Source organism: Caulobacter sp. (assembly GCF_035254145.1).
Classification (GTDB): domain Bacteria; phylum Pseudomonadota; class Alphaproteobacteria; order Caulobacterales; family Caulobacteraceae; genus Caulobacter.
In genome coordinates this window covers 1-10,130 of the sequence record NZ_DATFAV010000254.1, presented here as the reverse complement: position 1 = coordinate 10,130, position 10,130 = coordinate 1, and the positions used below count along the sequence as shown (strand labels likewise).

The window sequence follows — 10,130 nt, the reverse complement described above, 5'->3', positions numbered from 1 at the left end:
TTGTCGCTTAGCGCGCGACGACGGCGCTCGAGGCCGGGTTGGCGGCGTTGTAGGCGTTCAGGGCCGGGTTGTTGATCTTGGCCACGGCGTCATTGACCGAAGCGCGGATGCAGGCCGGATACAGATAGCCGGCGAGGGCTTCGCCACGGACGTCTTGCCAGCACACGGTCGAGGCGGCCTTGACGATTTCGGCGCGGACTTCGGCGGCCGACTTGCCGGCGACCTTGATGCGCATTTCAGCGGCCGAGGCGGGAGCGGCGGCGGCCAGAGCGATGGCCGAAGCGGCCAGGACGATGGAGCGGATCATCTCGATGGTTCCGAAAGGGGGTTGTGTGCAACCACCTCCAGACGCGTTCCTCTGACGACCCTGCTCGATCTTCGCCTGTCGCGTCGTCACGGTGGATATAGCGACGTTCGGCTGACTTATCAACGATTATGTTGCGCCGCACCCTAAACGGGTTCGCGTCGATGATCTTGGCCGCCGCAACCGATTGCGAAGGCAAAAGGCCCACGGAAACCTGTTCCGCGGGCCTTCCGCATCACGAAAGACGCGACGCCTTGAGAGGTTGTCCAGTTTAGATGGAATCGTCCGAACCGGATAGACAGGCGTTAGCGGGTCGCCACGCGCATGGAGTACGTGCCGCGGCCCTGGGCCTTGTCATAGGCGACCAGGTCGCTGCTCTTGGTGCGGCTGACCGCGTCGCGGGTGAGGTCGCGAACGCAATAGGAGGCCATGTCGCGGGCGGCGGGTTCGCCGGCCAGGGCTTCCTGGCAGAGCTGCTTGGCGGCGCTGACGATTTCGGCGTGCACCTCGGCCGGAGCGCGGCCACGGACCTTGATCGTGAATTCTCCGGCGCTGGCCGAAGTGGCGGCGGTGGTGGCCATCAGGGCGCTGATGGCGATGACGAGCAGTCGGATCATGTTGATAGTCCCGGAAAGGAGGTTGGATTCAACCGCCTCCCGGCGCGTTCCTCTGACGGCCCCCAGGTTCTCGCCTCGTCGTCCGTCACAGGCAGGAAAGCATGACAACGCTGTCTGCTGCAAGTGCGAAAACGCCATTCGGCGAAAAAATGTTAGCGGTACCATTTCGTTGCAAACGAAACAAATTCCGTAACTTAGTTGATTTCCGTTAAGGCTGCGCCGGGCGTCAGCGCTTGCGGACGGGTTTGCGGGGCGGCTTGGCCGGAGCGGGCGGCGGTGGCGGCGGCGGCGTCCAGTCGAAGGCCAACAGCAGGGTGCGTTGCTGGTTGCTGACGGCTCCGTCGTCGGAGATCAGATAGATCCGCGTCGCGCCGGACGGCGAACTGGACAGGGCCAGGCCCTCGAAATTGTCGCGCGGCATGCCGCCCTCGATGTGCAGCGACGCGGCGGTCCGCTGGCGGGCGCTGGGCAGGGTCGGATCGGCGATGAAGCGGACGATCGCGCGCCAGCCTCGGATGGGATCGTAGCCCCGGTGCAGGGTGGCCACGGCCGTCCCCTGGAACCCCGCGAAGGCCGTCAGGCCCCAGGTGAAGTCGGGTCCCGATTGCGGCGGCAGCGCCTTGCAGTCGGCCGAGAGGCGACAGACCCAGACCTCGCCCTCCTCGCCGCCCACCAGATAGGCGTCGGGACCGGCGGCGGGATAGGCCGAGATCGCCTCCATGCCCTCGTTGTCGGGGAAGACGGTGGCGGGCTTGGGGACGGCGCGGGGCGTTCCCCAGCCGCCGTCGGCCTGGGCCGGATAGAGCCAGATTCGGTGGTCGCCCTCGAAGCTGACCAGGCGGTCGCCATTGGGCAGGATGGCCAGGCCCTCGGCGTCGCCCTGGCGCTTACCCTGCAGCGGTTGGCCGTTCAGCCCGGGCAGCGGGCGCAGCTTGCCATTGGTCAGGCCCACCAGGCGGCCGTTCGGGTCGAGCTGGAGCTTGGCTTCGAACACGTCGCCTTCGTCGCTGATCGCGATCAGCGCGCCGTCACCGCCGATGCGCAGGTCGGACAGGCCGTGCAGCCGCGTGGTGTCGGGGCTGGTCAGCGCCAGGCCGCCGGCATAGGTGAAGCCGCCTTCCGCCGTGACCTTGGCCGGATTGGCCGCGTCGAGCGGTACGGGGGTGGCGACGACGGTGATCTCGGGGCCGGCCTTGACCGGCGCGGCCGGAACGAGGGCCGGCGGCGGCGTGCGCGGTCCGCAACCGGCGACCAGACCGCCCAGCAGGACGAGAGCCAGCGCCGCGCGGATCGTCACGCCGGCGTCCGGGCCGTCTTGGCCGCTTGCGTCGCCTGGGGCGTCACGACCGGCGGCGGAGCCAAGAGTCCACGCGCGCGCGCGATCTGGCGGGGCTCTTCCTCGAACAGGGCCGCCAGCTGCTCGACCAGCACCCCACCCAACTGCTCGACATCGACGATGGTGACGGCGCGGCGGTAGTAGCGCGTGACGTCGTGGCCGATGCCGATGGCGATCAGCTCCACGGGGCTCTTGCCCTCGATCTCGCCGATGACCTGCCGCAAGTGGCGCTCCAGATAGTGGCCCGAATTGACGCTCAGGGTGCTGTCGTCCACCGGCGCCCCGTCGGAGATCACCATCAGAATGCGGCGGGCTTCGGGCCGGCCGATCAGGCGCTGGTGCGCCCACATCAGGGCCTCGCCGTCGATGTTCTCCTTCAGGAGGCCCTCGCGCATCATCAGGCCCAGGTTCTTGCGAGCCCGGCGCCAGGGCGCGTCGGCGGCCTTGTAGATGATGTGGCGCAGGTCGTTCAGCCGGCCCGGCGCGGCGGGCTTTCCAGCCTTGATCCATTCATCGCGACTGGTCCCGCCCTTCCAGGCGCGGGTGGTGAAGCCCAGCACCTCGGTCTTGACCCCGCAGCGCTCGAGGGTGCGGGCCAGGATGTCGGCGCAGACCGCCGCCACCATGATCGGGCGCCCGCGCATCGAGCCGGAGTTGTCGATCAAGAGGGTCACGACCGTGTCGCGGAACTCCTGGTCCTCTTCCTGCTTGAACGACAGCGGCGCGGTCGGGTCGATGATCACCCGCGTCAGGCGGGCGACGTCCAGCATCCCCTCCTCGAGGTCGAAGGTCCAGGCGCGGTTCTGCTGGGCCAGGAGGCGCCGCTGCAGCTTGTTGGCCAGGCGCGAGACCACGCTGGAAAGGGCGCTCAGCTGCTGGTCCAGATAGGCCCGCAGCCGGGTCAGCTCCTCGGCGTCGCACAGGTCCTCGGCCGGGACGATCTCGTCGTGGGCCGTGGTGAAGATCTTATAGATCGGCTCGCCGCCGGACGAAGGCCCCGTGTCGGGGCGCGCTGGCTTGGCGCCGTCGCCCATCTCGGGGCTCTCGTCGCTGTCCTCGGGCTCGCCGTCCTGGTCGGACTGGACCATCTCCTCGTCGCCGGCCTCGGACTCGCGGTCGGAGGCTTCGCTTTCCTGCGGCGAGGAGCCCTCGGGCTGCTCGCCTTCGCCCTCGCCTTGGTCCTCGTCAGAGTTTTCGGTCGGGGCGTCATCCTCCCCGTCGTCCTCATCGGCGCTTTCGGTGGCCTCGGCCATCTCTTCGCCGAGGTCGAGGTCGCGCAGGATCTCGCGGGTCACCCGGGCGAAGGCCGCCTGGTCGTCGATGGCGGCGGCCAGCCGGTCCAGGTCCTTGCCGGCCCGGGCCTCGATGTCGGCGCGCAGGATGTCGACCAGGGCCTTGGCGCCGTCCGGCGGCGGATCGCCCGTCAGGCGCTCGCGGACCATCAGGCCCAGGATCTCGGCCATCGGCGCGGACTGGGTGTCGGTGGCGACGGCGCGGGTCAGGCCCTGCTTCTCCAGCCGGGCCTCGAGGGCGGCGGTCAGGTTGCCGCGCACGCCGCCCAGCGCATTGGCGCCGATCGCCTCCAGCCGCGCCTGCTCGATCGACTCGAACGCCGCCTGGCCGTCGGGCGAGGCTGGGCGTGCGCGGGCGTGGGCGACCGGGTCGTGGTGGGCCAGACGCAGGGCCATCTGGTCGGCCAGGCCGCGGATGCGCGCGGCTTCCTTGCCCGACAGATCGCGCGGCGGGTGGGGCAGGATGGCGCGCTTGCCCAGGAGCTGGGGACCATCGCCCGAGAACACGACCTCCAGGTCCGGCGTTTCGGCGAGCGAGCGCGCGGCGTGCGCCAGCGCGCGCTTGAAGGGTTCGGTCGGGCTTTCGGGCTTGGAGGCCATGGCTTCTGGGTTATCCGCGACGGGCGGCGATGACAAGGAACGCCGTGCGCTGGAGCGGCGTTGATTTTCCGACAGCGCCGATCCGGCGCCAACGGAGGGAAATCGTCATGCTCAAATGGGCCATCATCCTCGCCATCGTCGCCTTGATCGCCGGCGCTCTGGGCTTCACCGGCGTGGCCGGCGCGGCGGCCGGCGTCGCCAAGATCCTGTTCTTCCTGTTCCTGGTCGGCTTCGTGATCGTGCTGCTGCTGGGAACCACCGTGTTCAAGGCGGTCGCGGGACCGAAGTAGACAAATCCTCCCCCCAGCGGGGGAGGTGGCCCGAAGGGCCGGAGGGGGAAGTTCTGCTGAACTTGCTCCTTCCCCCTCCGTCGTCTCTTCGAGCCGACACCTCCCCCGCTAGGGGAGGATTGGTTGCGACCTCACTTCGCCGCGTAGGCCTTGGCCTGGCGATCGACCAGCGCCACCAAGTCGCCCATCTCCAGGTTCACGTCGATCAGGTGCAGGCCCCAGTCCTTCAGGACATTGCCGCCCACCAGGATGTCGCCGGTGATGTCGTCGGCGCGCGGATCGGCGGGGTCGGCGTTCACCTTGACCGCCAGATAGGTGAAGTCGCCCTCGCTGGCGCAACGAGCCGAGATCAGCCCCGGCGTCGAGACGAACGGCGTCGAGACGGTCAGGCCCTTGGCGAACGGCTTGGGCTCCCCGCTCGACAGGAAGGGCCGGGCGCTGAGATAGGCGTGGACGGGCGCTTCCTCGGTCGAGGCCTTGCCGGCCAGCAGGGCGGCGGGATTGACGCAGCCGGCGCGGCGTCCCGCCTCGTCGGTCTTGCCGAACCGGCTGTTGGTCGGCGGCGGGCTGGTCTCGCGGAACGAGACGTAGGTCACCAGGCATCCGGCCTGATCGGCCTTCACGCACAGGGGGATCGAGCCGTACTTGCCGTCCGCGTCGACCGGCGTGTTCATGCCCAGGACGAGGGCGGAGATCATCTGTTTCTGGGCCGGCTGGCCGTCGACCTCGTTCTTCAGCAGGCCCAGCAGCATGCGCGAGCCCTGGCTGTGGCCGATCAGCACGACGCCCCTGGCCTTCCCATCGGGGCCCTTGTTCTCGTTGGCCAAGTACCAGCGCCAGGCGTCGCGGACGTCGCCATAGGCCAGGACGCCGTCGCCCGGCGAGGGCTGTCCCGTCATCGCCGCCCGCAGGGCCGCCAGGGTCACCTGGCGATACATCGGCGCGAAGACCCGGCACTTGGAGGCGAACCGGGCCAGCTGCTGCTCGACCACCCCCCGCTCGGAATCGGTGACGGTCATGTCGCTGTTGCCGGTCGGCTGGGCCGAGACGGTCGGATAGACGTAGAAGCAGTCGTAGGCGGGGGCGGCGGCGGCCTTGAACGTCTCGATCGAGGTCTTGCCGTCGGCCTGAACGACGGTGGCGGTCTGATCGACGGCGCAGGCGTCCGCCCGACCCGGCAAGCACAGCCAGTTCTCGGGCTTGCCATAGTCGTTCGGCTGGGCCGCGGCGGCGGTCTGGGCCACGGCCGGCGCGCTCAGCGCCAGGCCCGCGGCGAACCCGATAGCCGCCAGCATCGTCCTGCTCATCTCAGCTCCCCTTGCTTGGCGTTCGAACGCCTGTTTGGCGCGGAGCATGACCTCAAAGCCGCCGCCGCGCCAAGGGGGAAGATGAGGGATGTCAGAACAGCCAGCGGCGAGGATGCTTGTCGCCGAGCCGCCGCGCCTCGCCCGGCTTGAGGCCCAGGTCGCGCATCCGGTAGGCGACGATCTCGCGCAGGGCCTCCACCGGCTCCTGGCCGTCGACGGGGCTGGAGGCGATCGTCCCGTCGGCCTGGGCCAGGTCGGTGGCGGCCCATTCGGCCTGGGCGCGGTCGGCCTTGCCGACGGCGAAGTAGTGCCGGACGGGCGCGCGCTCGCCAGGGACCTCGACCATGACGCCGATGACCCAGCCTTGAACGATCAGATCGGCGTCGGGACGCTGGCGGAACATGGGAGGGATGTAGCGGTCCCGTCCCGCCTCGGAAAGGGTCAGCCGAAGAGTTGGAACGCCGCCTGGCTCACCAAGCCCAGCACCAGCCAGGCCGACAAGCCCAGGACGACGATACCCAAGGATGTCCGCGGGGCGCGACGACGGCGCGGGGCGGGGTACTCACGCACGAACGACATCACGGCCTCCATGCCTAGCAAGCCAAGATCTTAACGCGCACGGCGACGCTTGGATGCCCGCCATATCGCCGATCGCGGCGATTTCCGTGGAGGGGTGGTGGATAGACGGTGGATGGAAAAAGGGCGGAGCCTCTCGGCCCCGCCCTCGTTCGTTTCAGCGTTTGAGCTGACTTGGACTTAGAAGTCCATGTCGCCGCTCGGGATCGGCGTGCCGATCCCGATCTCTTTGGAGGATGGGCGACATGGACTTCCTTAGAAGTCCATGTCGCCCATGCCGCCTGGCATGCCGCCGCCGGCCGGAGCGCCGCCGCCCTTCTTGGGGGCCTCGACGATCGCGGCTTCGGTGGTGATCAGCAGGCCGGCCACCGAGGCGGCGTCCTGCAGAGCCGTGCGGACGACCTTGGCCGGGTCTATGACGCCGTCGGCGACCAGATCGACATACTGTTCGGTCTGGGCGTTGAAGCCGAAGTTGGCGTTGTCCTGCTCGAGGATCTTGCCGACCACGATCGAGCCTTCGACGCCGGCGTTTTCGGCGATCTGGCGGATCGGAGCCTGCAGGGCGCGACGGACGATCGCGATGCCGGCGGTCTGGTCGTCATTGTCGCCGGTCAGGTTCGCCAGGGCCTTGGAGGCCTTCAGCAGAGCCGTGCCGCCGCCCGGGACGATGCCTTCGTCGGCGGCCGCGCGGGTCGCGTTGAGGGCGTCGTCGACGCGGTCCTTCTTTTCCTTCACTTCGACTTCGGTCGAGCCGCCGACGCGGATGACCGCGACGCCGCCGGCCAGCTTGGCCAGGCGTTCTTGCAGCTTTTCCTTGTCGTAGTCCGAGGTGGTGTCTTCGATCTGGCGCTTGATCTGGGCGATGCGGGCCTCGATCGCTTCCTTCTCACCGATGCCGTCCACGATCGTGGTGTCGTCCTTGGTGATCGAGACCTTCTTGGCGCGGCCGAGCATGTCGAGCGACACGTTCTCGAGCTTGATGCCCAGGTCTTCCGACACGACTTGGGCGCCGGTCAGGATGGCGATGTCTTCCAGCATGGCCTTGCGGCGGTCGCCGAAGCCCGGAGCCTTGACGGCGGCGACGCGCAGGCCGCCACGCAGCTTATTGACGACCAGCGTGGCCAGGGCCTCGCCTTCGACGTCTTCAGCGATGATCACCAGCGGGCGGCCCGATTGAACGACGGCTTCCAGCACCGGCAGCAGCGGCTGCAGCGACGACAGCTTCTTTTCGAACAGGAGGATCAGCGGCTCTTCCAGCTGAACTTCCATCTTGTCGGCGTTGGTGATGAAGTACGGCGACAGGTAGCCGCGGTCGAACTGCATGCCTTCGACGACGTCGAGTTCGGTCTCGGCGGTCTTGGCTTCTTCGACGGTGATGACGCCTTCGTTGCCGACCTTGTCCATGGCGCGAGCGATCATGTCGCCCACTTCCTTGTCGCCGTTGGCCGAGATGGTGCCGACTTGCGCGATTTCGGCGTTGGTCGTGACCTTCTTCGACGACGACTTGATCTCGGCGACGACGATGGCGACGGCCTTGTCGATGCCGCGCTTCAGGTCCATCGGGTTCATGCCGGCGGCGACCGACTTGAGGCCTTCCTGGACGATGGCTTGAGCCAGGACGGTGGCGGTGGTCGTGCCGTCGCCAGCCTTGTCGTTGGTCTTCGAAGCCACTTCGCGGATCATCTGCGCGCCGAGGTTCTCGAACTTGTCAGCCAGTTCGATTTCCTTGGCGACCGAGACGCCGTCCTTGGTCGAGCGCGGGGCGCCGAACGACTTTTCGATGACCACGTTGCGGCCCTTGGGGCCCAGGGTCACCTTCACCGCGTTGGCGAGGATGTTGACGCCGCGCAGCATCTTGTCGCGCGCGTCGGAGGAGAAATAGACGTCTTTAGCGGCCATTTGAGAGCCCTTCTAAAAGAGAAACTTGGGTTCGGAAGCTAGCGGACGGGGAGGGGCGATTAGCCCTCGACCACGCCCAGCACGTCGCTTTCCTTCATGATCAGCAGATCCTGACCGTCGACCTTCACTTCGGTGCCCGACCACTTGCCGAACAGGATGCGGTCGCCAGCCTTGACGTCCAGGGCGACGACGTCGCCCTTGTCGTTGCGCGCGCCAGGACCGACGGCGACGACTTCGCCTTCCTGCGGCTTTTCCTTGGCGGTGTCGGGGATGATGATCCCGCCCTTGGTCTTGGTTTCTTCTTCGACGCGCTTCACGAGGACGCGGTCGCCCAGGGGACGAAATTTCATTGTGGTTCTCCGTCGGAACGGTTTGTGTAATGGCTTCGCTGGGCCGAGGGAGCGGTGCTGTTAGCAGTCGCTCCCGTCGAGTGCCAACGCCGAGCGTGAGTTAGGCAGCGGGCTCCCGGGAGTCAAGAACGCCGGCGGCGAAGTTTTTTCCGAGCGGTTAATGCGGAGGGTTCTCGATGTTCGACCATGTTGGGTTCGGGGTGACCAACTTCCAGCGCTCCGCGGCCTTTTACGACGCCGCCCTGGCGCCGCTTGGGATCCGCAAGCTCTATGTCGTGCCGAAGGAATTCACCGGCGGGGTCGACGCGGTCGGCTATGGGGCCGCGCGGCCGATGTTCTGGATTTCCCAGCAGGACGCCACCCAGGGCAAGCTGCACGTCGCCTTCGCGGCTCAGACCCGCGCCCAGGTCGACGCCTTCTACGAAGCGGCGATGAAAAGCGGCGGTCGCGACAATGGCGCGCCCGGACTTCGCCCACATTACGATAAAGACTACTACGGCGCGTTCGTGCTGGATCCGGACGGTTTCAACGTCGAGGCCGTCTGCCGCGCGCCGGAATAACGGGGAGCTTCTTGCCCATGTCGAGCTATGTCCTGTCGCTGTTCATGGCGGTCCTGGCCTGCGTGATCGGCGGGACCCTGGGCGGCATGATCCTGGCCCGACCGCAGACCATGCTCGAGATGGCGGGATTGGCCGACGAGGAGACCTCCAAGTCGCCGCTTTTCGCCGAGGGCCGCGCCTTCGGCGGCATGCTGATCGCCTCGCACGGGGTGGCGGCGCTCTATCTCGGCTATCAGCCCAGGCTGGGCGCAGCGATGGCCCTGGCCCTGGCGGTCGCCTGGCTGGGCGCGGCGGCGGGGCGGGCCCTGTCGGCGGCCCTCGACGGAGAGGCGGGGCGCTTCAACACCGGTTCGATGGTGTTCAACGCCCTGATCGGGGTCACGCTCAGCTTGCCGTTCTTCAACGTCGTCCCCTACGTCGCGCGGGGCGTGGGGCTGGCCTAGAGCGCGCCTTCGTGCGTCAGCAGCCAGCGCTTGCGTTCCAGGCCGCCGCCGTAGCCGGTCAGAGCGCCCCCCATGCCGATCACGCGGTGGCAGGGCGCGACGAGGCTCAAGGGGTTCGCGCCATTGGCGGCGCCGACGGCGCGGATGGCGGCGGGCCGCTCCACCCGTCGGGCGAGCTGCGAATAGGTGAGGGTCTCGCCCGGGCGGATCTCGCACAGCGCGCGCCACACCGAGCGCTGGAACGAGGTGCCGCCGGTGTCCCAGGTCAGGGCGGACAAGGCGTCCAGCGCGCCGCCGAAATAGCGGGCGAAGGCGGCCTTGATCTCGCCAGGCGCGGCGCCGGTCTCCAGCGGCAAGGCGCCGTAGTGCAGCCGCAGCAGCCGTTGAAGCCGGTGTTCATAGTCGTGGAAATCGACGGCGCGCAAAACGCCGGCCTCGTCGGTGACGATCAGCAGCTCGCCGATCGGCGACGGCGCGCGGTCCAGGACGAGGCGAGCGGGGCGGGTCATGGGGCGATCATGCCGCGGAGCGGAGGCGTCGTCCGCCCGGATTTTGC

13 protein-coding genes are annotated in these 10,130 nt (G+C 68.2%); 3 read left to right on the top strand and 10 right to left on the bottom strand.

The genetic code is table 11. From position 1 onward, the window contains the following. Positions 1-7: 7 nt before the first annotated feature. The 4 genes from VJ655_RS15725 to cobT form a co-directional block, all read right to left on the bottom strand. Positions 8-307 carry a hypothetical protein gene (locus VJ655_RS15725; RefSeq protein ID WP_324112676.1) on the bottom strand — a complete coding sequence of 100 codons (300 nt, stop codon included), beginning with the start codon at positions 305-307 and terminating at the stop codon, positions 8-10. A 302-nt stretch (positions 308-609) separates the two neighbouring features. Next, positions 610-921, bottom strand: coding sequence for a hypothetical protein (locus tag VJ655_RS15720; protein ID WP_324112674.1), 312 nt, complete (start codon positions 919-921; stop codon positions 610-612). 226 nt (positions 922-1,147) lie between these two features. After that, the gene (locus VJ655_RS15715; protein WP_324112672.1) at positions 1,148-2,218 is read right to left on the bottom strand and encodes an esterase-like activity of phytase family protein; all 1,071 of its coding nucleotides are present in this window, start codon (positions 2,216-2,218) and stop codon (positions 1,148-1,150) included. Further along, positions 2,215-4,149 (bottom strand): cobaltochelatase subunit CobT, encoded by a 1,935-nt coding sequence (gene cobT, locus VJ655_RS15710; RefSeq protein WP_324112670.1) that lies wholly within the window; start codon positions 4,147-4,149, stop codon positions 2,215-2,217. Before cobT ends, VJ655_RS15715 begins: the two co-directional genes overlap by 4 nt. 107 nt (positions 4,150-4,256) lie before the next feature. On the opposite strand from cobT, the gene VJ655_RS15705 reads away from it, so the two are divergent. Next, positions 4,257-4,439 (top strand): DUF1328 domain-containing protein, encoded by a 183-nt coding sequence (locus VJ655_RS15705; protein WP_324112668.1) that lies wholly within the window; start codon positions 4,257-4,259, stop codon positions 4,437-4,439. 131 nt (positions 4,440-4,570) lie between these two features. On the opposite strand, the gene VJ655_RS15700 is transcribed toward VJ655_RS15705, so the two are convergent. From VJ655_RS15700 to groES, 5 genes are all read right to left on the bottom strand, one after another. Next, complete coding sequence (locus VJ655_RS15700) at positions 4,571-5,746, bottom strand: DUF3089 domain-containing protein (RefSeq protein WP_324112666.1); 1,176 nt, start codon at positions 5,744-5,746, stop codon at positions 4,571-4,573. A gap of 91 nt (positions 5,747-5,837) precedes the next feature. Further along, positions 5,838-6,149, bottom strand: a complete 312-nt coding sequence (locus VJ655_RS15695; RefSeq protein ID WP_324112665.1) for a hypothetical protein — start codon at positions 6,147-6,149, stop codon at positions 5,838-5,840. Between the two features lie 38 nt (positions 6,150-6,187). Beyond that, positions 6,188-6,325, bottom strand: a complete 138-nt coding sequence (locus tag VJ655_RS15690) for a hypothetical protein (RefSeq protein WP_324112663.1) — start codon at positions 6,323-6,325, stop codon at positions 6,188-6,190. 252 nt (positions 6,326-6,577) lie between these two features. Further along, entirely contained in the window at positions 6,578-8,221 is a 1,644-nt protein-coding gene (gene groL, locus VJ655_RS15685; RefSeq protein ID WP_324112661.1) for a chaperonin GroEL, read from the bottom strand. A 59-nt stretch (positions 8,222-8,280) separates the two neighbouring features. After that, positions 8,281-8,571, bottom strand: coding sequence for a co-chaperone GroES (gene groES, locus VJ655_RS15680; protein WP_172270611.1), 291 nt, complete (start codon positions 8,569-8,571; stop codon positions 8,281-8,283). A gap of 176 nt (positions 8,572-8,747) precedes the next feature. Here groES and VJ655_RS15675 point away from each other — a divergent pair, with 176 nt between their 5' ends. Then, positions 8,748-9,131 (top strand): VOC family protein, encoded by a 384-nt coding sequence (locus tag VJ655_RS15675; RefSeq protein ID WP_324112658.1) that lies wholly within the window; start codon positions 8,748-8,750, stop codon positions 9,129-9,131. 17 nt (positions 9,132-9,148) lie between these two features. Next, positions 9,149-9,574, top strand: coding sequence for a DUF4345 family protein (locus VJ655_RS15670; RefSeq protein ID WP_324112656.1), 426 nt, complete (start codon positions 9,149-9,151; stop codon positions 9,572-9,574). Here the strand turns inward: VJ655_RS15670 and VJ655_RS15665 are convergent. Further along, on the bottom strand, positions 9,571-10,083 hold the full coding sequence (locus VJ655_RS15665; protein ID WP_324112654.1) for a methylated-DNA--[protein]-cysteine S-methyltransferase: 513 nt from the start codon (positions 10,081-10,083) through the stop codon (positions 9,571-9,573). The genes VJ655_RS15670 and VJ655_RS15665 overlap by 4 nt on opposite strands. Positions 10,084-10,130: the final 47 nt, after the last annotated feature.

Coding starts and splice junctions, on each gene's coding strand:
- VJ655_RS15695 (WP_324112665.1), bottom strand. CDS start 6,149: ATGTTCCGCCAGCGTCCCGACGCCGATCTGATCGTTCAAGGCTGGGTC.
- VJ655_RS15700 (WP_324112666.1), bottom strand. CDS start 5,746: ATGAGCAGGACGATGCTGGCGGCTATCGGGTTCGCCGCGGGCCTGGCG.
- VJ655_RS15670 (WP_324112656.1), top strand. CDS start 9,149: ATGTCGAGCTATGTCCTGTCGCTGTTCATGGCGGTCCTGGCCTGCGTG.
- VJ655_RS15675 (WP_324112658.1), top strand. CDS start 8,748: ATGTTCGACCATGTTGGGTTCGGGGTGACCAACTTCCAGCGCTCCGCG.
- VJ655_RS15720 (WP_324112674.1), bottom strand. CDS start 921: ATGATCCGACTGCTCGTCATCGCCATCAGCGCCCTGATGGCCACCACC.
- VJ655_RS15665 (WP_324112654.1), bottom strand. CDS start 10,083: ATGACCCGCCCCGCTCGCCTCGTCCTGGACCGCGCGCCGTCGCCGATC.
- cobT (WP_324112670.1), bottom strand. CDS start 4,149: ATGGCCTCCAAGCCCGAAAGCCCGACCGAACCCTTCAAGCGCGCGCTG.
- VJ655_RS15725 (WP_324112676.1), bottom strand. CDS start 307: ATGATCCGCTCCATCGTCCTGGCCGCTTCGGCCATCGCTCTGGCCGCC.
- VJ655_RS15690 (WP_324112663.1), bottom strand. CDS start 6,325: ATGTCGTTCGTGCGTGAGTACCCCGCCCCGCGCCGTCGTCGCGCCCCG.
- VJ655_RS15705 (WP_324112668.1), top strand. CDS start 4,257: ATGCTCAAATGGGCCATCATCCTCGCCATCGTCGCCTTGATCGCCGGC.
- groL (WP_324112661.1), bottom strand. CDS start 8,221: ATGGCCGCTAAAGACGTCTATTTCTCCTCCGACGCGCGCGACAAGATG.
- groES (WP_172270611.1), bottom strand. CDS start 8,571: ATGAAATTTCGTCCCCTGGGCGACCGCGTCCTCGTGAAGCGCGTCGAA.